The sequence below is a fragment of the Micromonospora mirobrigensis genome (assembly GCF_900091555.1).
GTDB classification, from domain to species: domain Bacteria; phylum Actinomycetota; class Actinomycetes; order Mycobacteriales; family Micromonosporaceae; genus Micromonospora; species Micromonospora mirobrigensis.
Genome location: NZ_FMCX01000004.1, coordinates 340,169 through 360,611, shown reverse-complemented (window position 1 = coordinate 360,611; position 20,443 = coordinate 340,169). Strand labels below are relative to the sequence as shown.

Genomic DNA, 20,443 nt, shown 5'->3' with positions numbered 1-20,443 from the left:
CGCGGCGGCGCCCGCGGCCACGTTTGGCCGCGCCCTCGACGGGAACCGCAGCGGGCATGACGAAACCTCGTGTGGTGATCGTGGGGGCCGGATTCGCCGGTTACCACGCGGCGAAGACGTTGCACCGGCTGGCCGGCGACCGGGCCGAGATCGTCCTGCTGAACTCGACCGACTACTTCCTCTACCTGCCGCTGCTGCCCGAGGTGGCGGCCGGGGTGGTCGAGCCGACCCGGATCTCGGTGCCGCTGTCGGGCACCCTCGACGGGGTCCGGGTGGTGATCGGCGAGGCGGACCGGGTCGACCTGCAGAACCGCTGGGTCGGCTTCACCCAGCCGGAGGGGGACCGCAACCAGCTCGCCTACGACCGGCTGGTGCTCGCCGTCGGCAGCGTCAACAAGCTGCTGCCCATTCCCGGCGTCACCGAGTACGCGCACGGCTTCCGGGGCCTGCCCGAGGCGCTCTACCTGCACGACCACGTGGTCCGGCAGATCGAGCTGGCGGAGCAGGCCGAGGATCCGGCCGAGCAGCAGGCCCGGGCCACCTTCGTGGTGGTCGGCGCCGGCTACACCGGCACCGAGGTGGCCGCGCACGGCCAGCTCTTCACCGACGCGCTGGCCGCCCAGCGGCCCCGGCTGACCATCCGTCCGCGCTGGATGCTGCTGGACGTGGCGCCCCGGGTGCTGCCCGAGCTGGACCAGCGGATGTCGCGCACCGCCGACCGGGTGCTGCGCCGGCGCGGGGTGGACGTGCGGATGGGCACCTCGGTCGCCGAGGCCACCGCCGACGGGGTCAAGCTCACCGACGGCGACTACGTGCCGACCTGCACCCTGGTCTGGTGCGTCGGGGTACGCCCCGACCCGTTCGTCGCCCAGCTCGGGCTGCGCACCGAGAAGGGCCGCCTGGTCACCGACGAGTACCTCAACGTGCCCGGCTATCCCGAGGTGTACGCCTGTGGCGACGCTGCCGCCGTGCCGGACCTGACCCGCCCCGGCGAGATCTGCACGATGACCGCCCAGCACGCCCAGCGGCAGGGCAAGCTCGTCGCGCACAACATCGCCGCGTCGTACGGCCAGGGCCGGCGCAAGCCGTACAAGCACCACGACCTGGGCTGGGTGGTCGACCTGGGTGGCAAGGACGCCGCGGCGAACCCGCTGAAGGTGTCCCTGTCCGGGCTGCCGGCGAAGGCGGTGACCCGGGGCTACCACCTGATGGCCATGCCGGGCAACCGGGCCCGGGTGGGCGCGGACTGGATCCTGGACGCCACCCTCTCCCGGCCGGCGGTGCAGCTGGGCCTGGTCCCGGCGAACGCGGTGCCCCTGGAGAGCGAGTCGCCGGAGATGATCCGCCGGCACTGACGGGGGCTGGTCCGCACCGACGCCCCGGGGCTCGGCCCCGGGGCGTCACCGTGTCCCGCCGGCCGGATGGTCGCCGCCGGGCGGCTCGGCGTCGTCCGGACCGGCCCCCACCGCGGGGATCGGGACGTGCCAGCGTCCGGCCGGGGCGAACTCGCGCAGCAGGATCTGCGCCACGCCCGCCGCCGGGATGGCCAGCAGCGCCCCGAGCAGGCCGGCGAGCTCCGCCGCGAGCAGCACGCTCACCAGCACGGTCAGCGGGTTGAGCCGGACCGCGCGAGCCATGATGACCGGTTGCAGCAGGTGGTTCTCCACCTGCTGGTACACCACGAAGAAGACCAGCACCACGATGCCGGCGGTGGGGGAGTGCAGGAACCCGGCGCCGGCCGCGATGATCGCACCGAGGGTCGCCCCGACCAGCGGAATCAGGTCGGCCACGGCGACCAGCAGCGCGATCACCCCGGCGAACGGGACGCCGGTGAGGGCCAGCACCACGAAGGTCAGGCCGCCGCAGATCACGCTGATCAGCAGGTTGCCGGTGAGATAGCCGGTCACCGTACGCGAGCACTCCCGGCCGATCCGCCGCAGCCGGTCCGCCGCGCCGTCCCCGACCAGGCCGAGCGCGCTGCGGATGATCTTCGGGGCCTCCAGCACCATCAGGTACGCCAGCACGATCACGGTGAGCAGCCCGGCCAGCGTGGTCAGCACCCCCCGGACCACCCCGACCGCCGGTTGACGCAGCTGGGAACCGTACCGCTGGACCTGGTCCGGGTGGGCCACCAGGTACGACCGCAACCGCAGCCGCTCCAGCACCTCCCCGAACGGCCCCCGCCCCGCGCGGGTCTCCCGGTACACCTCCGGCGCCCGGTCGACGAACCGGCCCACCTCGTCGAACAGCGGCACCACGATCAGCGCGCCGAGCGCCGCGAGCAGGCCGAACACGGCCAGGAAGACCAGCAGCGTGGCCAGCGCCCGGCGCCGCACCCACCGCCGTTCCAACCGGTCGACCAGGGGTTTCAGCGCCACCGCGAAGAACGCCGCCACCACCAGCCAGACCAGCACCCGCCGGGTCATCCAGATCAGCGCGAGACCGGCGACGGTGGCCAGCACCAGACCGATCACGATCAGCGCCCGGCGGGCGGTGCCGCGGTCGTCGGCGTCGCTCATCCGCCGCGCCTACCCCCGCCCGGGCCGGGAAAACCAGCCGGCCGCGGCGGGCCGGGTCAGGGGGCCAGGGTGGCGTCGGTGGCGGGGCGGGCCCCGGCGACGAACGCGTCCAGCGTCTCCGCGTGCAGCACCACGCCGGGCAGCGGGTCCCGGGCGACCCGCGCCGCGAGCCGGGTCACCGGCAGCCGGCCGGGCCGGACCGCGGCGGCCAGCACCAGGTTGCCGTACCGGCGGCCGCGCACCATCCGCCGGTCGGCGACCAGGCAGACGTCGGCGAAGACCGCCCGCAGGGTCGCCACCTGGGTACGACAGAAGACCAGCGGCGGCAGGTCGGTCACGTTGAGCAGGTACGTCCCGTCCGGGCGGAGCACCCGGGCCACCTCGGTGACGAACTCCACGCCGGCCACATGACCGGGCATCCGGGCGGCCCGGTAGACGTCGCCGAGGACCACGTCGTACCGGCCGGCCGGGGCGCCGGTGACCGCGGCGCGGGCGTCGGCCACGTCGACGCGTACCTCGGCGGGCAGCGGGGGCAGCTCCCGGGCGACCAGCTCCACCACCCGGGCATCCCGCTCGACGACGGTCTGCGCCGAGCCGGGGCGGGTGGCGGCCAGGTAGCGGGGCAGGGTCAGCGCCCCGCCGCCCAGGTGCAGCGCGGTCAGCGGCACCCCGGGCGGTGCGGCCAGGTCGAGCAGGGCCGCCATCCGTCGGACGTACTCGAAGTGCAGGTGGCGGGGATCGGCGACGTCGACGTACGACTGGGCGACCCCGCCGGCGAGCAGCGTGCGGCCGGTCCGCCGGGCCGGGTCGGCGACCAGCTCCGGGGCGTCGGAGGGCATGGCCGCACGCTAGCGCAGCGGGCGCCGGGCCCGGTCGCGGGTCTGTCGGCGACCGGGCCCGGCGGCGGGTCAGCCGGCGTTCATGCCGGCGCCCGCCTCCTCGATGGCGTCGTCGACCCGCCGGGCCAGGTCCACGTCCAGCGCGGTCACCGCGTCGGCCTGCCGGGTGCGCACGGTGAGCACCGCCGTCTCGGCGGTCGGCCGGCCGATCTGCGGTGACCGGCCGGTCTCGTCCCGGAGCCGGTCGATGCGGTCCAGCACCCGGTCGAGGTTGTCGGCGGGCAGCTCCAGGGTGCGCACCAGCGACCGCCGGTCACTGGACCAGTAGGTCAGCCGGGCGAGCGCGTCGCGCAGCTCCGGCTCGGTCAGCGGCGCGGTCGAGGTCCGCGCACCGACCAGGCCGCCACCGACCGGTGGCGGCTCGACCAGGTCCTGCAACCCGTCGGGTACGTCCAGCGACGCGACCAGCTCCGCGTCCCGATCGGCCAGCGCGGCCAGCGTCGCCTGCGCCTGGTAGCGCGCCTCCTCCGGGGTACGGCCGCTGATCCGGCCCACCTCGGCCAGGAAGCCGGGCAGCTCCCGGTGCGACTCGACGCCGTCCACCGGCACCACGTCGTGCAGCTTCACCGGGACCGCCTCGAGCAGCCGTTCCCGTTCGGCCTCGCCCAACGCCCAGGCCAGCGCCAGCACGGTCGCCTCGGCGCCCACCTTGGCGGTGCGGAAGTCGACCCCGGCCCGCCGGCCGACGTCGTCGACCAGGTCGCGGTAGCCCATGGTGGTGACGCCCGGGGCGGCCGGGCCCGGCAGGGGCCGCTCGGTCGGGGCGGCCGCGGCGGGCGGCGGCGCGGGGCCGCCGCGGGTGCTGTCCGGCTTGTGCCGGCCGGCCGGCGGCGGTCCGGCCCGCTTGCCCCGGTCGAGGTGGGTCAGCTGTTTGGTGGCGCTCAGGCTGGCACCGGTCTCGCTGGCCTGCCGGCCGTGCTCGCGGGCCTCCCGCGCCAGGGCCCGGCGGCGCTGGTTGTCGCCCTCCATCTGCTTGCGCATGGTCACACCTCGTTCCTCGAGTGGGCTGGCGTGCTCCGACGGCTCTCGCGTTCCCGGGCGGGCGGGGAAGGTAACGGGGCTCGTGGTTCATCCGCCCCGGGTGAGGGCCGCTCACCCGTACCGGCGGCACGATCCAGATGGACCGGAATTTCTTCCGAGTTTGCGGAAGGGAAGGTCGTCATGAAGAGGATCGTCGAGATCGTTCCCGCCCGACCCGGCTGGTACGCGCGCTGGCAGCTCTCGCCGGAGACCACCCGCTGCTATCCGGTGAGCCTCTGGGCGCTGCTGGAGGAGGCCGACGGAGCCGGCCGCGAGGTCGTCGGCGTCGACTGTGTCGGCCAGTGGCCGGGCGCGGACGACAACGAGGCGGGTGGGGAGTTCGTCCGTTACCTGTTCCAGACGCCGGATTCCGGAGCGCCCGAGGACGTGGAGCCGCCCGATCCGGGCGAACTGCGCGAGAGTGGACCGCGGCTGCAACCGGTCACCGCGGCGTAGGCATTGCTCCGGCCCCCGGCCCCTGGTCCCAGGGTCGGGGGCCGCCCCACGCCCCGGGCCTCAGCCGACGTCGCGCGCGCCGCCCCGCAGCGCCGACGGCGGAGCCGCCGCGAGCAGTTCACCCAGACCGGTGCGGTCCAGCAGCCCCTGGACCTGGGTGTTGGCCCCGGTCAGCCGGATCGGGCCGGTCCCGGCGCGGTGGACCACGACCAGCGCGCTCAGCCCGGACGAGTCGCACAGCCCGACGTCGGACAGGTCGATCTCCAGCTCGTGGTGGCCGTCGCGGCGGGTGTCCGCGGCCGCGGCGACCAGGTCCGGCGCGGTGTCGAAGTCCAGTTCGCCGATCAGCCGGAGGCGGGCGCGACCCGCGTCGAGCGGGCTCACCTCGATGATCAACGGCTGGGGTGGCATGCGTCCATGTTCCCAGCCGGCCGGCGGCCGGAAACGTCCGGGGCGGGCCGGGCGTGGAGGATGGCGCGAAAGCTGCGCCGGTCGCCGTCGGGGCGGCGGTGGGCTCAGGCCGAGGCGGCGGGCGCGGCGGTCGGGCCGGTCAGCTCCGTCCGGGCGGCGGGCAGCGGCCGGTCCAGCAGACCCCTGACGCCGGTCATGTCCAGGATGGTGGTGAGGAACCTGGGGGTCGAGCGCAGCCGCACCACCGTGCCGCTCTGCTGCCCCTCCCGCCACGCGTGCACGATCACCGACAGGCCGGTGCTGTCGATGAAGAGCAGCTCACCGAAGTCGAACACGATCTGCGCCGGGCGACCGGCGAGCAGCCGGTCGACCGTGGCCCGCAGCGGTGCGGCCGTGGTGAAGGCCAGGTCACCGGCGACCCGCAGCACCGGCGCATCGGGGTCGGCGTCGTCGACGCCGACGGTCAGCGGGTTGTTCTCGGCTTTCCGCCCAGGGGATGCCACTCTCACGCCTTTCCGCAGGCTGCCGGTCGGGCCGGGTCGCTCGGGATCGTAACAACGCCCGCGGTGCGCCGCCCGGCACGCGGGAACCCGCCCTGGTCCGGCCGTGGGGTGGCGGTACCGGCGCACCGGCGTAGGGTGGGGCGGAGAGATTGGAACACATGCACCGTTTCGGACCGACCGCGGGTTTCGACGAGGAGTGGGGCTTCAGCTGGTGACTGCCGCCGACGTCAGGGACTGGGACCCGGGCGACGGACCGATCTCCACGCCGAGTGCCTTACGGGCCCCGGCCCGGTCCGCCGGTGACCCGGCCCGTCCCGCCCAGGCGCTGCCGCCGCTGGCCCCCGACCGAGGCCACTGCGCACCCGACTGGTCCGAGGTCGTCGAGCACTTCCGCGAGGGCCTCATCGTCTGTGACGCCGACCAGGTCGTGAGCCACCTCAGCCCGGTCGCCGAGCGGCTGCTGCCGGAGGTCGCGCCCGGCGTCACGCTGGCCGTCGCGGGGATCCGCGAGCTGTTCGGCGGGGACAACCCGGCCGAGTTCACCCACCGGTCCCGCCGGCTGCGGGTCCGCCGGGTCCCGCTCTCCGCCGGGCGCTCCTGCTGGTACGTCGAGGACGTCACCGAGAGCGTCACCCGGGCGGACGCGCTGCTGGCCGAACGCGCCCGCTCCGCCTTCCTGGCCGTGGTCGGGGAGAAGCTCGGCAACCCGCTGCACCCGGACCGGGCCGCCGCGGCGGTGGTCCGGCTGGCCGTACCGACCCTGGCCGAGGTGGCCGTGCTGGTGCTCGCCCCCCGCTCCGGGCGGGCCCGCTGGTGGCGGGCGTCCCGCTCGGAGGACGAGGCGCCGACCGTGGACTCCGGCGTGCTGACCTCCGCGCAGCTGCCGACGGCCATCGAGGAGGGGCTGGCGGGCACCGAGCCGCACGCGGTGGGCTGGCTGGTGGAGCAGGCCGTCGACGCCGGCTGGCTGCCCGGCCTGGGCACCCACGAGACGTCCGCGCGGGTGGTGCCGCTGCCCGGCCACGACGCGCCGGCCGGTGTGCTGCTGGTGGCCCGGCGGGCGGTGCGCTACTACGACGAGGCCGACGTCGACCTGGTGCGGGCGTTCGCGGCCCGGGCCGGGGCGGCGCTGACCACCGCGGTGCTCTACCGCGACCAGGCCGAGGTCGCCGACACCCTCCAGGCCAGCCTGTTGCCGGTCGAGCCCGCTCCGGCCAGCGGGGTGCAGTGGGGCACCGCGTACCGCCCGGCGCAGGCGGGGCTGCGCATCGGCGGAGACTTCTACGGCTCGCACCGGCTCACCGACGGCGGTTCGGTCTTCTTCCTCGGTGACGTCTCCGGCAAGGGTGTGGAGGCCGCCGTCTTCACCGGCCAGCTGCGGCAGTGCCTCCAGGCGCTGCACCGGGTCGAGTCCCGGCCGGTCAGGCTGCTGCGGCTGCTCAACGACGCGCTGTTGGAGACCACCCAGGCGCACGGCCAGGGCCGCTTCGCGACCATGGTGCTGGGCACGGTGCGTGCGCACCGCGACGGCGGCCTGACCCTCACCATGTCCGGTGGAGGTCACCTGCCGCCGCTGGTGCTGCGGTCCTCCGGCGAGGTGGAGCAGGTCGGCCTCACCGGGATGCTGGTCGGCGTGGTGCCCGACCCGCGGATCGGCGAGGTGACCGTCCGGCTTGAGCCGGGGGAGACCTGCCTGCTCTACAGCGACGGGGTGACCGAGGCCCGGGGCGGGCGGCGCGGTGACGAGCTGTTCGGGACCGAACGCCTCATCGGCGCCCTCGCCGGCTGCCAGCGGATGCCGGCGCCCGCTCTCGCCGAGCGGGTCGAGCAGGTGACCTGCGACTGGCTCGGCCGGGGCGACCACGACGACATCGCCGTCCTGGCGCTGCGGGCCACCGGGCCGGGCGCCCGGACGTCCCGGCACCTGCACTCGGTGCCCCGCCCGCCCGACCAGAGAGAGAGCGACGAATGACCGCCCCGACCGCCGAGGCCAGCCCGGACGCCGCGTTCCCCGGCTATCTCGACTGCCTCGCCGAGGCCGACGAGTACGCCGCGATCGACGTCGCGCTCGGGCTGGTCGACGCCGGCGTGCCGGCCGAACGGGTCCTGCTGGACCTGGTCGCCCCGGCGCAGGCCGAGGTGGGTGAGCGGTGGGCGCGCAACGAGTGGAGCGTGGCCCAGGAGCACGCGGCCACCCACATCAGCGAGCGGGTGGTGGCGGCGATCGCCGCCCGGGCCAACCCGCGCCCCACCCGGGGGCGGATCGTGGTGGCCTGCATGGACGGTGAGTGGCACGCCCTGCCGCCCCGGCTGGTGGCCGAGGTGCTGCGGCTGCGCGGCTGGCAGGTGACCTTCCTCGGCGCGAGCGTGCCGGTCGCGCACCTCGTGTCGTACCTGCACCGGTACGACGCGGAAGCGGTGGCGCTGGCCTGCGCGCTGCCGATGCGGCTGCCGCACGCGCACCGCATGATCGAGGCGTGCCGGCGGTCGGACGTACCGGTGATGGTCGGCGGCCGGGGTTTCGGCGTCGACGGCCGGTGGGCGCGCCGGCTCGGGGTGGCCTGGGCGCCGGACGCGCCGACCGCGGCCGAACTCGTGGCCGACGAGCGGGCCCTGCGCCGGGTGCCGCCGGCGCAGCTGTCCCATCTCGCCGACGACGAGTACGCCGGACTGACCAAGCGGCGCGGCGAGTTGATCGACTCGGCGCTGGCCGACCTGCGGGACCGGGTTCCGGGGATGCGCGACTACACCGGCGCCCAGATGGACTCCACGGTCAGCGATCTGGGCTACATCGTGGACTTCCTGGCCGCGGCGCTCTACGTGGACGACGAGTCGCTTTTCACCGAGTTCGTGCAGTGGCTGGTGGACATCCTGACCAGCCGGGGCGTGCCGGGTGCGGCGGTCGGTGCGACGCTTCACCACTACGGCGCGGTGCTGCACGACTTTCCCCGGGCCGGGCGGTTCCTGGCCGCCGGCGCGGCCCTGATCCCGGTGCCGAGCGGCGCCGGCCGACGGTGATCGCCGGGGTGCCGGCCCGCGTCCGCCCCGTGCGTATACTTGCTCCACTGCAAGCGTCCGCCTGCGGTGGGAGCGAGAGGGAACACGGTGACGTTCAGCGTCACGTACGCCCCGCGCGACGGGGGTACGGCGTGCCTGCGCCTGGCGGGCGAGCTCGACATGAGCACGGCTCCCGAGCTCAACGCGGCGATCGACCGGCTCGCCGCCGACGGGCACCGTCACCTGTTGGTGGACCTCTCCGAGCTGACCTTCTGCGACTCCACCGGCATCGCCGCGTTCGTCCGCGGTGACAACCGGGCCGCGGCCGAGGGTGGCTGGTTGCGCGTCACCGGAGCCAGTGGCCGGGTGCAACGGGTGCTCCAGGTGACCGGGCTGTCGGACGTCCTGCGGTACGACCCGGACACGCCCGACCCAACCTCGCGCACCGTGCCGTGATCGGCTAGATTTCCCCGGCCAGCAGGGGACCGAGAGGTCCGTTCCGTCACCAGAGACAAGCAGGTATCTCCCATGGGTCCAGGCACCCCGAGCCCCGTTCGCATCCTGGTGGTGGACGACGATCCCGGTGACGTGCTGATGATCGAGGAGGCCCTGGAGGACTCCGACGTCGACAAGGTCATCGATGTGGTCAACGACGGTCAGGAGGCGATGGAGTTCCTGCGCCGCACCGGCCGGCACACCGAGGCGCGTCGCCCGGACGTGATCCTGCTGGACCTGAACATGCCGCGGATGGACGGCCGCCAGGTGCTCAGTGAGGTCAAGCAGGACGAGGACCTGCGGACCATCCCGATCGTGGTGCTGACCACCTCCAACGCGGACACCGACATCGTCGGCAGCTACACCCTCCAGGCCAACGCGTATGTGACCAAGCCGATTGACCTGGACGACTTCAACGACGTGGTGCGCCGCATCGACGAGTTCTTCGGCCGGGTGGTCGTGCTCCCCAAGCGGGTCTGAGCCCTCCGGTCGGCCCGCGCGTCGCGCGGATGCTGAACATTTTTCGCAGAACGTCCCCGGTCCACGGCGGCGCCGCCGAGGATCGGCAGGTGGGGAAGGAACCAGCTGCCTGGGGGGCGACACCATGAGGTTCTCCGTCGTTGAGACCGGTTACGACCAGCGGCAGGTCGACTCCTGCCTCGACCAGCTGGACCTGCGGCTGACCCGGCTCGCGGCCCGGGCCGAGCGGGCCGCCCTGGCCGGCCGGGAGTGGGACCAGGTCCGGCAGGAGGCGCTCGCGTTGCGTCGCCTGGTCGGCCGTCCCACCGATCCGGCCGACGTCGACCGGGCCGCGGTGCGTCGGGGCGTTCCGGCGGTGCAGCGGGAGGCGGCCCAGCTGCTCGATGCCGCGCGCCGGGAGTTCGGCGCCGCCCGCGAGGAGGCCCGCCAGCTCCGCGAGCGGGTGTACGCCGAGGCGGTACAGGCCCGTCGGGACCTCGAACTGGTCCTGGCCGAGCGCCGGCGCCGGGCGGAGCTGGTCGACCGGTTGCTCGACGGGGCGACGGTGCCGGTCGACGCGCCGACGGCCGCGGCGGGGGTGCCGGTGTCCCGGGCCGTCGGTGCCGGGGCCGAGGAGCCCGCTGGGGGCACCAGGGCGGCCTGACCCGGGGCGGAGCAGGGGCGGGCCGCAGGACCGGCTCCACGACGAGATGGCGCCGGCTCAGGCCAGCAGCGCGTCCACCACGTCGCCGGCCCGCTCCTCGTGCTTGGCGTACGCGTCGGGGAACGCGGAGATCTGCACGGCCTGGGCGGCGTCGGTGACGCTGAGCTCGGTCCAGTCCGGGATCTCGGCCAACGCCAGGTAGAACGCCCGGGCCGCGTACGCCGGGTCCATCAGCTGGGCGACCGTGCCCCAGCCGCTGCTCGGCCGCTGCTGGAACAGGCCGACCGAGTCGTGGTCGGCGCCGGAGCCCTGGTGCGGGTACTCGGTGGACTCCGGGACGACCTCGCTGGCGAGGTTGTGCAGGTCGCTCTCCTGCATGGCGGTGGAGAGCGCCACCACCAGGCCGCGCCGGGGCATCTTGAGCGCCACGCCCACGTCGACGATCACCTTGGCGTTGTCCATCTGGGCCTGGTCGAGCCCGGCGACCGGTCGTGGTCGGCGCGGCGGGGCCGGGACCTTGCGCAGCGCCGGCCTGCGCAGCGCGGGCGCCTTCGGGGCGACCGGGCGAGGGCCGGCGGTCGGGCCGGCCGGCGGGGCCGGGGCGGGGCTGCGGTCCAGGGACCGGGAGGCCCGCTGCTGGGCCTCGTCGGCGATCGCCGCCCGGTCCGCCAGCGCCTCGTGCACCGGCCGCGTGGGCTCGGCGGCCTCACCCCGGGAGACGCCGGCGAACGCGGCCGCGCCCAGGCAGCAGGTCACCCCGGTGGCCAGCGCCACCCGCAGCGGGGTGGCACCCAGCAGCGGCCGGCGGGGCGGCTCCGGGGCCCGGTGGCGGCCCACCCCCCGAAGGGTTGAGGGGGCATCGGTCGAACGGCTTTCCGGTCGCGTGGCGGTGGGCTTCTGCTCAGCGGAGTCGTCGGGATGCACCCGCCGAACCTAGAGAGCTTCGTGGGCCTTGCCATCGGGGTGGTTGGTGGCATGCGCCACAATTTGCCAGATTCCCCTCCGACATATCACTCAGGAGGCAACGGATCGTGCGTACCAAAGAAATAAGGTATTCCTCTAATGTCCCTTATGCCGGTACGTAAGCCGCGCGATCTCGGATCGAATGTCGCCGTTGTCCGACTCGTACGTTCGGGGGAGGGGGCGGCGCCGACCCGGGGAGGTGGCATCGGGCCCCGGTGCCGGCTCAACCGCCCCCACGCCCCGCCCCGCTGGGTACGATGCGGACGGTGATCGGCAGCGTGATGGAGGAGCCCACCGCGGGCGGTGGGAGCCGGGCCCGGCACCCCCGGGGTCGGGTGGTCGTGGTCCTCGCCGTGCTGCTCGCCGCCGTGCTCCTCGGCCACCGCCTGGTCCCCAACGTGCACGGCTTCGGAAGCCTGCTGGACAGCGTCACGCCGCTGCTCGGCCTCGGCGTGCCGCCGCTGGCCCTGGCCGCCCTGCTGCGCCGGTCCCGACCGGCCCTGCTCGCCGTGCTGCTCCCGGCGGTGGTCTGGTCGGCGCAGAACGGCGGCGCCTGGCTGCCGTCGCGGGCCGACGCGGGGCCGACCGGGCTGCGGGTGGCCAGCCAGAACCTCCGGGTCGACAATCCGGATCCGGCGGCCACGGTGGCCGCGCTGGCCGGCGTCCAGCCGGACCTGATCGCGTTGCAGGAGGTCGCCGACGAGGAGCGGATCGCGCCGGCGCTGAGCCGCCTTTACCCGCACCGGGCCGCGGTCTCCACCGTGGCGCTCTACAGCCGCTACCCGATCCGGGCCGAGGCCGGGGTGGACACCGGGCTGGGCTGGACCCGGGCCCTGCGGGCCGTGGTCGCCGCGCCGGGCGGCGACGTCGCGGTGTACGTCGTACACCTCGGGTCGGCCCGGGCCGGCCACACCGCCACCCGGGACGGCACCGTCGCGGCCCTGGCCGGGGCGGTACGCGCGGACCCGGCACGCCGGCTGGTGGTGCTCGGGGACCTGAACACCGCGACCACCGACCGGTCCTTCGGGCCGCTGAGCCACCTGCTGCACGACGCGCAGGCCGACGCCGGCCAGGGGTTCGGCTTCACCTGGCCCGCCCAGCTGCCACTCACCCGCCCCGACCACGTGCTCTACCGGGGGCTCACGCCCACCACGGCCGGGGTGCTGCACACCCCGGACAGCGACCACCGGGCGGTCACCGCGGGTTTCCGCTGAACCACGCACCCGCCGCGCGACCGGTCAGTGCCGGCCGTTCTCCGCCGACGTCACCGTCAGCCGGTGCCGGGTACTGTCTCCGCTGGAGAAGGGCCAGAGCCGGTCCGCGTGCTCGACCAGCGTGGCCAACTGCTCCCGGCTCAACCCCGCCGACGAGATCGAGGCGTGCACGTCGGCACGGTAGCGGCCGTCGTCGTCGCGCCCCAGCTTCGCCTCGGCGGTCACCTGGACCGTGTGCGCCTCGTCGGTGATCTCGCCGGCCGCCTCCACCGCGGCATGGTGCAGACAGGAGGCGAACGCGGCGGCGAGCAGCTGTTCGGGTGTCAGCCCGGTGCAGTGCGGCGCCAGGGGTGACGCCAGCGCCGAGGAGAGCCCACCGTCGTCGGTGCGTACGTGCCCACCCGCCGCGGTGGCCGTTGCCTCGTGCAGCCAGGAACTGGGATCCGGCATGGCGTTCCTCCCGTCGTCCACGCACCGGCTACCCGGCCCGGCGGCGGTGAAACGGGCAGGTCACCGCTCGGCGACGGTGTCCCACTCCAGCGCCGCCGCCTGGGTCGCCTCGGCCGCGGCCTGTTCGGTCCACGGCGACACCACCGGCTGGCGGGGGCGGGGGACGGCATTCGCCATCGGCACGTACACCCGGGCGTCCACCACCTCGGCCAGCAGCAGCGCCGCGACCAGGCTGCTCGGCCGCTTCTCCGGGTCGTCGTCCAGGCAGCGCCAGCACAGCTCGGCCACCTCGGCGGGCAGCCCCGGCACCTCCGGCAGTGGCTCGGGCGCCTGCCGCCGGCGCATCCCCAGCAGCTGCGTGGTGGAGCCGGCCGGATACGGCAGCCGACCGGTCAGGCAGTAGTAGAGCAACACCCCGAGGGCGTACATGTCAGCGGCCGGGGTGGCCGGCCTGCGGTCGAGCTGCTCCGGCGCGAGGTACGCCGGGGTGCCCACCACCATCCCGTCGGGCGTCCGGTCGGGGGCGCCGGCGGGAGTGGCGATGCCGAAGTCGAGGACCTTCACCCCGGCCGGGGTGAGTACCACGTTGGCCGGCTTGACGTCGCGGTGCACGATGCCGTGCGCGTGCGCGGCGGCCAGCGCCGCGCTGATCTCGGCGCACACCCGCACGGCGATGCGCCAGTCCAGCGGGCCGTCGCGCAGGTGGCTGGCGAGGGTCTCGCCCTCCGCCAGCTCCATCACGATGTACGCCGACCGGCGGCCCGGCAGCGTCGCCGCCGTGCCGAAGTCGTGCACGCTGGCCACGTTCGGGTGCACCAGCCGGGCCGCCGAACGGGCCTCGGCGCGGATCCGCTCCACCGAGGTCTCCGTCCCGAGGTCCTCGGGCGACATCACCTTCACCGCCACCGGCCGGTCCAGCACCACGTCGTGCGCCCGCCACACCTCCGACATGCCGCCGATGCCGATGCGCTGTTCGAGCTCGTACCGCCCGTCCAACGTCCGCATCGGGTGCTCCTCGGTCTCGTCCGCCGAGCTGGTCCCCGGCGCTGGAGCCTCCGGTACCCGGCCCCCCAGCAGGGCAAACCGGTGGGGGTGTCGGAGCGGCGGGGGCGCCGGCCCCGGCTGCGGTAGCGTGCCGGAAGGAGCCGGTCACGCAGCGTACCGGTCGGTGTGGAGGCGGTGGCGGATGGGCGAGGTGCGGGTGCGGTTCGTCGGCGGGCCGGCCGACGACCTGGTCCGGGCGCTGCCCGCCCAGCCGGACGGTGGGCCGCCCGCGCACTGGGTGCTGCGCCACCCGGACGGCGCGACCGTGCCGGGGGAGCCCGGGGCGGACCATCTCTACGAACGGGACCGTCCCGGCCTCGGTGCGGAGTGGACGATGCGTTTCGTGCACAGCTATCCGATGGGCGCCGGCGAGTAGCGGGCTCAGCCCGCCGGGTCCGGGCGGTCGCGGCCTGCCGGTACGGCAGGATCCGGTCCCGGGTGCCGCACGCGATGGTGACCGGCACCGCCGGCACGCCGGCTTCCGACCCCTTCTCCGGCCCGCCGGGCGGCACAGCTGGTACACAGGAGGCGCCGAGGTGCGGCACAGGGACGGCGCCCACGATGGGGGACATGGTCATGGAGGGGCAGGCCGCGCAGGGCCGCATCGAACTGCGCCGACCCGACGGCGAACCGGTCCGGGTGCTGGTGGTCGACGACGAGCCGACCCTGACCGACCTGCTGTCGATGGCGCTGCGCTACGAGGGCTGGCAGGTCCGCAGCGCCGGCAGCGGGATGACCGCGCTCAGCGCCGCCCGGCAGTTCCAGCCGGACGCCGTGGTCCTCGACGTGATGCTGCCCGACCTGGACGGCTTCCAGGTGCTGCGCCGGCTGCGCGAGCAGACCCCGACCGTGCCGGTGCTCTTCCTGACCGCCCGCGACGCCGTGGAGGAACGCATCGCCGGGCTCACCGTCGGCGGCGACGACTACGTGACCAAGCCGTTCAGCCTGGAGGAGGTGATCGCCCGGCTCCGCGCGCTGCTGCGCCGCTCCGGCTTCGCCGTCGCAGCCCGGGAGGACGCCGTGCTCACCGTCGGCGACCTCAGCCTCGACGAGGACAGCCACGAGGTACGCCGGGACGGCACCATGATCACGCTGACCGCCACCGAGTTCGAGCTGCTGCGCTACCTGATGCGCAACCCCCGCCGGGTGCTGAGCAAGGCGCAGATCCTCGACCGGGTCTGGAACTACGACTTCGGCGGCCAGGCCAACGTGGTGGAGCTCTACATCTCGTACCTGCGTAAGAAGATCGACGCGGGCCGGGCGCCGATGATCCACACGTTGCGGGGCGCCGGGTATGTCCTCAAACCGGCGGAGTGACCTCGCCGGCCGGCTGCGCCGGTGGCTGGCCGGCTGGTCCCTGCGCCGGCGCCTGGTCCTCTCCGTGGTGGCGCTGCTCGCCCTGGTCAGCGTCGGCATCGGCGGGCTCACCACGGTGGCCCTGCGGCACTTCCTGATCGCCCAGGTGGACCGCCAGCTCACCATGGACAACGCCGGCGGCCGGCAGGACGGGCCGCCCGCCTGGTACCGCCAGTTCGTCGAGCGGCAGATGCGTCAGGAGGGGCGCGCGCTCGAGCCTCCTCCCGGCTTCCCGCCGGACTCGCTCGCCGTCAAGCTGACCGGTGGCGTGGTCACCTCCGTCCGGGTACGCACCGCCTCCGGGCCGGCCGAGGAGCTGCCCGCCGGTGACGTCGCCGCGCTGGCCCGGGTCGCCCCCGACGGTGAGCCGCGCACGGTCGAGGTGGGCGACCGGGGGGACTACCGCGCGGTGGCGCGGAAGGTCGACGACGGCGACGTGCTGATCTTCGCGATCCCGCTGGCCCAGGCGCAGGAGACCGTCATGTGGATGGTCGTCGCCCAGGCCGGGGTGGTCACGGCCGGGCTGCTGATCGCCGGCAGCCTCGGCGCGCTGATCGTCCGGGCCACGCTGCGCCCGCTCAACCGGGTCGCCGGCACCGCCGTGCGGGTCACCGAGCTGCCCCTGGACCGGGGCGAGGTGGCGCTGTCGGTGCGGGTGCCCGACGCCGACACCGACCCGCGTACCGAGGTGGGGCGGGTGGGGGCGTCGCTGAACCGGCTGCTCGGGCACGTCGCCGCCGCGCTCGCCGCCCGGCAGGCCAGCGAGACCCGGGTACGCCAGTTCGTCGCCGACGCCAGCCACGAGCTGCGTACGCCGCTGGCCGCCATCCGCGGCTACGCCGAGGTGGCCCGGCGCGGCCGGGACCGGGTCCCACCGGACGTGGCGCTGGCGCTGAGCCGGGTCGAGTCGGCCAGCACCCGGATGACCAGCCTCGTCGACGACCTGCTGCTGCTCGCCCGGTTGGACGCCGGCCGGCCGCTGGCCACCGGACCGGTCGACCTCACCGCGCTGGTCGTCGAGGCGGTCGCCGACGCGCACGTCGCCGGCCCCGAGCACCGCTGGCAGCTCGACCTGCCCGACGAGGCGCTCGACGTCCCGGGCGACGCCGTACGCCTGCACCAGGTGGTGGCGAACCTGCTGGCCAACGCCCGGGTGCACACCCCGCCCGGCACCACGGTGACCACCCGGCTGGCCCGGGCGGACGGCGCGGTGGAGGTCGGCGTGGCCGACGACGGCCCCGGTGTGCCCCCGGAGCTGCGAGGGGAGGTCTTCGAGCGGTTCGCCCGCGGCGACAGCTCCCGGTCCCGGGAACACGGCAGCACCGGCCTCGGCCTGGCCATCGTGGCGGCCGTCGTGGAGGCCCACCACGGCATCGTCACGCTGGACAGCGAACCCGGGCGGACCGTCTTCACGGTCCGGCTGCCGGCAGGCCACAGCTGACCCACAGCCCGATCATGGGGCGGGGACAAGAACCTCGCCGAGGCTTCCCGGCATGGACAGAACCGAGAGCCTGCTGACCGCGCCGGACGGCCCGGCGGCGCAGACCCCGCCGACGCCCGTACCCGTCGAACCCGCCCCACCCCGCCGCGATCCGGCCTGGGTCCGGCCGGCGCTGGCGGCCCTGCTGCTCGGCACCGGGCTGCTCTACCTGTGGGGACTGGGCGGGTCGGGCTGGGCCAACTCGTTCTACTCGGCGGCCGTGCAGGCCGGGTCGCAGAGCTGGAAGGCGTTCTTCTACGGCTCGTCCGACGCGGCGAACTCGATCACGGTGGACAAGACCCCCGCCTCGCTGTGGCTGATGGCCCTGTCGGTACGCGTCTTCGGGCTGAGCACCTGGTCGATCCTGGTGCCGCAGGCGCTGCTCGGGGTGGCCACGGTCGGGGCCCTGTTCGCCGCCGTCCGCCGCTGGTACGGGCCGGTCGCCGGGCTGGTCGCCGGCGCGGTCCTCGCGCTCACCCCGGTCGCCACGCTGATGTTCCGGTTCAACAACCCCGACGCCCTGCTGGTGCTGCTGCTGGTGCTCGCCGCGTACGCCACGGTGCGGGCGGTGGAGAGGGCCGGCACCCGGTGGATCGTGCTGGCCGGCGCGCTGGTCGGCCTCGGCTTCCTCACCAAGATGCTCCAGGCTTTCCTGGTGGTCCCCGTCCTCGCCGGGGTCTATCTGCTGGCCGCGCCGACCGGGTTGTGGCGGCGGATCCGCCAGCTGCTGCTGGCCGGGCTGGCCCTGCTGGTGGCCGGCGGTTGGTGGGTGGCGATCGTCGAGCTGGTCCCGGCGAGCGCCCGGCCGTACGTGGGCGGATCGCAGCACGACAGCGTCCTGGAGCTGACCCTCGGCTACAACGGGTTGGGCCGGATCACCGGCGACGAGGAGGGCAGCGTCGGCGGCGGACCGATGGGCGGAGGTGGCAGCCCGTTCTCCGGGCAGGCCGGCTGGCTGCGGATGTTCGACACCGAGGTCGGCGGGCAGATCTCCTGGCTGCTGCCGGCCGCGCTGATCCTGCTGGTCGCCGGGCTGCTGCTCGCCGGGCGGGCGGCCCGCACCGACCGCACCCGGGCCGGGCTGCTGCTCTGGGGCGGTTGGCTGCTGGGGACCGGGCTGGTGTTCAGCTTCATGTCCGGGATCTTCCACGCGTACTACACGGTGGCGCTCGCCCCGGCCGTCGGCGCGTTGGTCGGCATCGGGGTGGTCCTGCTCTGGCGCGAGCGCGAGCGACCGGCGGGCCGTACGGTCCCGGCCGGCGGCACCGGCCCGGTGGACGGCGTCCCGCCGACGGATCCCGATCCCCGGCGGGGGAGCGGCCGTGCCGCTGCCGCCACGGCGGTGCTGGCGCTCACCCTCGCGGTCACCGCATGGTGGTCCTGGCGGCTGCTCGGTCGCAGCCCCGACTGGTACCCCTGGCTGCGCACCGTCGTGCTGGTCGCAGGTCTGGTCGCGGCGGCGCTGCTGCTGCTCACCGTCCGGCTGGCCCGGCGGGTGGTCCCGCTGGCCCTGGTGCTGGGCGCGGCGGCGGCGCTGGCCGGCCCGGCGGCGTACGCGGCGCAGACGGCAGCCACCCCGCACACCGGCGCCATCCCGACCGCTGGCCCCTTCGTCGAGGGCGCCTTCGGCCCGGGCCGGGGCGGCTTCCCCGGCGGTGGCCTCCCCGGCCGGGACGGCCGAGGGCAGGCGGGGGAGTTCCCGGAATTCCCCGGCGGCGGTCGGTTCCCCGGTGGTCCGGGCAGTGGCCAGTTCCCCGGTTTCCCGGGTGGTGGCCAGTTCCCCGGCTTCCCGGGCGGACCGAACGGCGGCGGGCAGAACGGCAGCGGACCGAATGGAAGCGGGCAGAACGGCGGCGGGCAGCTTCCCGGCCTGCCGGGCGGGATGCCCGGTGGGGGCCGGCGGGGCGGCATGGGTGGGCTGCTCGACGCCCGTGAGCCCAGCGCCGAGCTGCGGGCGCTGCTCACCGCCGACGCCGACGCGTACACCTGGGTGGCGGCGACCGTCGGCTCGAACAACGCCTCCGGCTACCAGTTGGCCACCGGCGAGCCGGTGATGGCGATCGGCGGCTTCAACGGCAGCGACCCGTCCCCGACCCTGGCCGGGTTCCAGGCGTACGTCGCCGACGGGCGGATCCACTGGTTCGTCGGCGGCGGCGGATTCCGGGCCAACGGCGGCAGCTCCACGTCGCAGGAGATCGCCACCTGGGTGGCGGAGAACTTCGAGTCCACCACAGTGGACGGTGTCACCGTCTACGACCTGAGCAGCGGAAAGCAGGGCTGAGCCATGATCCGTTCCCCGCAGGGACGCCCGGCGGTCGACGTCGCGGCGCAGGCCCCCACCGTGGTGCTCGACGTGGTGGTCCCCGTCCACAACGAGGAGTCCGACCTCGGGCCCTGCGTACGCCGGCTGCACGCGCACCTGAGTGAGCACTTCCCGTACCCGTTCCGGATCACCGTGGCGGACAACGCCAGCGTCGACGCGACCCTGGCCGTCGCCGATTCGCTCGCCGCCGAGCTGCCGCACGTGCGGGTGCGGCACCTGGCCGAGAAGGGTCGGGGCCGCGCTCTGCGGGCGGTCTGGGGCGCCTCGGACGCGCCGGTGCTGGCGTACCTGGACGTGGACCTCTCCACCGACCTGGCCGCGCTACTGCCGCTGGTCGCGCCGCTGATCTCCGGGCACTCCGACCTGGCCATCGGCACCCGGCTGGCGCGTACCTCCCGGGTGGTGCGCGGCGCGAAGCGGGAAGTGCTCTCCCGGGGCTACAACCTGCTGCTGCGCGGCGCGCTGGCGGCCCGCTTCTCCGACGCGCAGTGCGGCTTCAAGGCGATCCGGGGCGACGTGGCGGCGCAGCTGCTGCCGCTGGTGGAGGACACCGGCTGGTTCTTCGACACCGAGCTGCTGGTGCTGGCGCAGCGGACCGGGCTGCGCATCCACGAGGTGCCGGTGGACTGGGTGGACGACCCGGACAGCCGGGTGGAGATCGTTCCCACCGTCCTGGCCGACCTGCGCGGCATCGGCCGGCTCGGCCGGGCCCTGCTCACCGGGGCGCTGCCACTGCGGCGGCTGCGCGAGCAGCTCGGCCGGGCGCCGCTTGCCGCCCCGCCGGCGCAGGTGCCGGTCGGGCTGCCCCGACAGCTGGCCCGGTTCGCCGCGATCGGGGTGGCCAGCACGCTGGCGTACCTCGCGCTGTTCGTGGCGGCCCGGGGCGCGCTCGGGGCGCAACCGGCGAACCTGCTGGCGCTGCTGCTCACCGCCGTGGCGAACACGGCGGCGAACCGGCGGCTGACCTTCGGCATCAGCGGGCGCCGCGACGCCGGCCGCCACCACCTGCAGGGTCTGCTCGCCTTCGGGCTGGGCCTGGCGCTGACCAGCGGGTCGCTGGCCGGGCTGCACCTGGTGGTGGCGAGCCCACCGCGCCCGGTGGAGCTGCTGGTCCTGGTGGTGGCGAACCTGGCCGCTACGGCGCTGCGCTTCGCCCTGCTCCGCCTCGCCATGCACCACCGCCGCTGACC

At 75.0% G+C, this 20,443-nt stretch carries 21 protein-coding genes; 13 read left to right on the top strand and 8 right to left on the bottom strand.

The window, feature by feature from the left end:
• Positions 1-56: 56 nt before the first annotated feature.
• Positions 57-1,355, top strand: coding sequence for an NAD(P)/FAD-dependent oxidoreductase (locus GA0070564_RS16310; protein WP_091609483.1), 1,299 nt, complete (start codon positions 57-59; stop codon positions 1,353-1,355).
• 45 nt (positions 1,356-1,400) lie between these two features.
• Here GA0070564_RS16310 and GA0070564_RS16305 read toward each other — a convergent pair whose 3' ends face one another.
• The 3 genes from GA0070564_RS16305 to GA0070564_RS16295 all read right to left on the bottom strand — a co-directional run bounded on the left by GA0070564_RS16305 (position 1,401) and on the right by GA0070564_RS16295 (position 4,399).
• Positions 1,401-2,519 carry an AI-2E family transporter gene (locus GA0070564_RS16305; protein WP_091609482.1) on the bottom strand — a complete coding sequence of 373 codons (1,119 nt, stop codon included), beginning with the start codon at positions 2,517-2,519 and terminating at the stop codon, positions 1,401-1,403.
• A gap of 56 nt (positions 2,520-2,575) precedes the next feature.
• Positions 2,576-3,358 (bottom strand): spermidine synthase, encoded by a 783-nt coding sequence (locus tag GA0070564_RS16300; protein WP_091609481.1) that lies wholly within the window; start codon positions 3,356-3,358, stop codon positions 2,576-2,578.
• Positions 3,359-3,427: 69 nt separating this feature from the next.
• Positions 3,428-4,399, bottom strand: a complete 972-nt coding sequence (locus GA0070564_RS16295) for a 4a-hydroxytetrahydrobiopterin dehydratase (protein ID WP_091609684.1) — start codon at positions 4,397-4,399, stop codon at positions 3,428-3,430.
• 180 nt (positions 4,400-4,579) lie between these two features.
• Here GA0070564_RS16295 and GA0070564_RS16290 point away from each other — a divergent pair, with 180 nt between their 5' ends.
• Positions 4,580-4,894 (top strand): hypothetical protein, encoded by a 315-nt coding sequence (locus GA0070564_RS16290; RefSeq protein WP_091609480.1) that lies wholly within the window; start codon positions 4,580-4,582, stop codon positions 4,892-4,894.
• 60 nt (positions 4,895-4,954) lie between these two features.
• Here GA0070564_RS16290 and GA0070564_RS16285 read toward each other — a convergent pair whose 3' ends face one another.
• Positions 4,955-5,305: an STAS domain-containing protein gene (locus GA0070564_RS16285; RefSeq protein WP_091609479.1), complete on the bottom strand. Its 351-nt coding sequence runs from the start codon at positions 5,303-5,305 to the stop codon at positions 4,955-4,957.
• Positions 5,306-5,409: 104 nt separating this feature from the next.
• Entirely contained in the window at positions 5,410-5,808 is a 399-nt protein-coding gene (locus GA0070564_RS16280) for an STAS domain-containing protein (protein ID WP_245670067.1), read from the bottom strand.
• A 211-nt stretch (positions 5,809-6,019) separates the two neighbouring features.
• Between GA0070564_RS16280 and GA0070564_RS16275 the strand changes: the two genes are divergently transcribed.
• From GA0070564_RS16275 to GA0070564_RS16255, 5 genes are all read left to right on the top strand, one after another.
• Complete coding sequence (locus GA0070564_RS16275) at positions 6,020-7,780, top strand: PP2C family protein-serine/threonine phosphatase (protein WP_091609682.1); 1,761 nt, start codon at positions 6,020-6,022, stop codon at positions 7,778-7,780.
• The gene (locus GA0070564_RS16270) at positions 7,777-8,826 is read left to right on the top strand and encodes a cobalamin B12-binding domain-containing protein (protein ID WP_091609478.1); all 1,050 of its coding nucleotides are present in this window, start codon (positions 7,777-7,779) and stop codon (positions 8,824-8,826) included. The genes GA0070564_RS16275 and GA0070564_RS16270 overlap by 4 nt, the downstream gene beginning before the upstream one ends.
• 87 nt (positions 8,827-8,913) lie before the next feature.
• Positions 8,914-9,261, top strand: a complete 348-nt coding sequence (locus GA0070564_RS16265; protein WP_091609477.1) for an STAS domain-containing protein — start codon at positions 8,914-8,916, stop codon at positions 9,259-9,261.
• Between the two features lie 72 nt (positions 9,262-9,333).
• Positions 9,334-9,780, top strand: coding sequence for a response regulator (locus GA0070564_RS16260; RefSeq protein ID WP_088971234.1), 447 nt, complete (start codon positions 9,334-9,336; stop codon positions 9,778-9,780).
• A gap of 124 nt (positions 9,781-9,904) precedes the next feature.
• Positions 9,905-10,423: a hypothetical protein gene (locus GA0070564_RS16255; protein WP_091609476.1), complete on the top strand. Its 519-nt coding sequence runs from the start codon at positions 9,905-9,907 to the stop codon at positions 10,421-10,423.
• Between the two features lie 57 nt (positions 10,424-10,480).
• Here the strand turns inward: GA0070564_RS16255 and GA0070564_RS16250 are convergent, their stop codons facing one another.
• On the bottom strand, positions 10,481-11,347 hold the full coding sequence (locus GA0070564_RS16250) for a hypothetical protein (protein WP_176730692.1): 867 nt from the start codon (positions 11,345-11,347) through the stop codon (positions 10,481-10,483).
• A gap of 305 nt (positions 11,348-11,652) precedes the next feature.
• Here GA0070564_RS16250 and GA0070564_RS16245 point away from each other — a divergent pair, with 305 nt between their 5' ends.
• Positions 11,653-12,600, top strand: coding sequence for an endonuclease/exonuclease/phosphatase family protein (locus GA0070564_RS16245; RefSeq protein WP_245670056.1), 948 nt, complete (start codon positions 11,653-11,655; stop codon positions 12,598-12,600).
• A 24-nt stretch (positions 12,601-12,624) separates the two neighbouring features.
• On the opposite strand, the gene GA0070564_RS16240 is transcribed toward GA0070564_RS16245, so the two are convergent.
• Both GA0070564_RS16240 and GA0070564_RS16235 read right to left on the bottom strand, forming a co-directional pair.
• The gene (locus GA0070564_RS16240; protein ID WP_091609475.1) at positions 12,625-13,050 is read right to left on the bottom strand and encodes an OsmC family protein; all 426 of its coding nucleotides are present in this window, start codon (positions 13,048-13,050) and stop codon (positions 12,625-12,627) included.
• Between the two features lie 60 nt (positions 13,051-13,110).
• On the bottom strand, positions 13,111-14,055 hold the full coding sequence (locus GA0070564_RS16235) for a serine/threonine-protein kinase (RefSeq protein ID WP_091609474.1): 945 nt from the start codon (positions 14,053-14,055) through the stop codon (positions 13,111-13,113).
• A gap of 181 nt (positions 14,056-14,236) precedes the next feature.
• Between GA0070564_RS16235 and GA0070564_RS16230 the strand changes: the two genes are divergently transcribed.
• The 5 genes from GA0070564_RS16230 (at position 14,237) to GA0070564_RS16210 (ending at position 20,441) form a co-directional block, all read left to right on the top strand.
• Complete coding sequence (locus GA0070564_RS16230; protein ID WP_091609473.1) at positions 14,237-14,470, top strand: hypothetical protein; 234 nt, start codon at positions 14,237-14,239, stop codon at positions 14,468-14,470.
• Positions 14,471-14,670: 200 nt separating this feature from the next.
• A complete protein-coding gene (locus tag GA0070564_RS16225) occupies positions 14,671-15,411 on the top strand; it encodes a response regulator transcription factor (RefSeq protein WP_091609679.1) in 741 nt (246 codons plus the stop codon).
• Positions 15,389-16,891: a sensor histidine kinase gene (locus tag GA0070564_RS16220; RefSeq protein WP_091609472.1), complete on the top strand. Its 1,503-nt coding sequence runs from the start codon at positions 15,389-15,391 to the stop codon at positions 16,889-16,891. The genes GA0070564_RS16225 and GA0070564_RS16220 overlap by 23 nt, the downstream gene beginning before the upstream one ends.
• A 52-nt stretch (positions 16,892-16,943) precedes the next feature.
• Entirely contained in the window at positions 16,944-19,211 is a 2,268-nt protein-coding gene (locus GA0070564_RS16215) for a glycosyltransferase family 39 protein (protein ID WP_091609471.1), read from the top strand.
• 3 nt (positions 19,212-19,214) lie between these two features.
• Positions 19,215-20,441, top strand: coding sequence for a glycosyltransferase (locus GA0070564_RS16210; protein WP_091609470.1), 1,227 nt, complete (start codon positions 19,215-19,217; stop codon positions 20,439-20,441).
• The last annotated feature ends 2 nt before the right edge of the window (positions 20,442-20,443 follow it).

Excerpts from the sequence above, each read along its gene's own strand:
- GA0070564_RS16310 (WP_091609483.1), top strand. The coding sequence starts at position 57 with ATGACGAAACCTCGTGTGGTGATCGTGGGGGCCGGATTCGCCGGTTAC.
- GA0070564_RS16305 (WP_091609482.1), bottom strand. The coding sequence starts at position 2,519 with ATGAGCGACGCCGACGACCGCGGCACCGCCCGCCGGGCGCTGATCGTG.
- GA0070564_RS16300 (WP_091609481.1), bottom strand. The coding sequence starts at position 3,358 with ATGCCCTCCGACGCCCCGGAGCTGGTCGCCGACCCGGCCCGGCGGACC.
- GA0070564_RS16295 (WP_091609684.1), bottom strand. The coding sequence starts at position 4,399 with ATGCGCAAGCAGATGGAGGGCGACAACCAGCGCCGCCGGGCCCTGGCG.
- GA0070564_RS16290 (WP_091609480.1), top strand. The coding sequence starts at position 4,580 with ATGAAGAGGATCGTCGAGATCGTTCCCGCCCGACCCGGCTGGTACGCG.
- GA0070564_RS16285 (WP_091609479.1), bottom strand. The coding sequence starts at position 5,305 with ATGCCACCCCAGCCGTTGATCATCGAGGTGAGCCCGCTCGACGCGGGT.
- GA0070564_RS16270 (WP_091609478.1), top strand. The coding sequence starts at position 7,777 with ATGACCGCCCCGACCGCCGAGGCCAGCCCGGACGCCGCGTTCCCCGGC.
- GA0070564_RS16260 (WP_088971234.1), top strand. The coding sequence starts at position 9,334 with ATGGGTCCAGGCACCCCGAGCCCCGTTCGCATCCTGGTGGTGGACGAC.
- GA0070564_RS16255 (WP_091609476.1), top strand. The coding sequence starts at position 9,905 with ATGAGGTTCTCCGTCGTTGAGACCGGTTACGACCAGCGGCAGGTCGAC.
- GA0070564_RS16240 (WP_091609475.1), bottom strand. The coding sequence starts at position 13,050 with ATGCCGGATCCCAGTTCCTGGCTGCACGAGGCAACGGCCACCGCGGCG.
- GA0070564_RS16235 (WP_091609474.1), bottom strand. The coding sequence starts at position 14,055 with ATGCGGACGTTGGACGGGCGGTACGAGCTCGAACAGCGCATCGGCATC.
- GA0070564_RS16230 (WP_091609473.1), top strand. The coding sequence starts at position 14,237 with ATGGGCGAGGTGCGGGTGCGGTTCGTCGGCGGGCCGGCCGACGACCTG.
- GA0070564_RS16225 (WP_091609679.1), top strand. The coding sequence starts at position 14,671 with ATGGAGGGGCAGGCCGCGCAGGGCCGCATCGAACTGCGCCGACCCGAC.
- GA0070564_RS16220 (WP_091609472.1), top strand. The coding sequence starts at position 15,389 with ATGTCCTCAAACCGGCGGAGTGACCTCGCCGGCCGGCTGCGCCGGTGG.
- GA0070564_RS16215 (WP_091609471.1), top strand. The coding sequence starts at position 16,944 with ATGGACAGAACCGAGAGCCTGCTGACCGCGCCGGACGGCCCGGCGGCG.
- GA0070564_RS16210 (WP_091609470.1), top strand. The coding sequence starts at position 19,215 with ATGATCCGTTCCCCGCAGGGACGCCCGGCGGTCGACGTCGCGGCGCAG.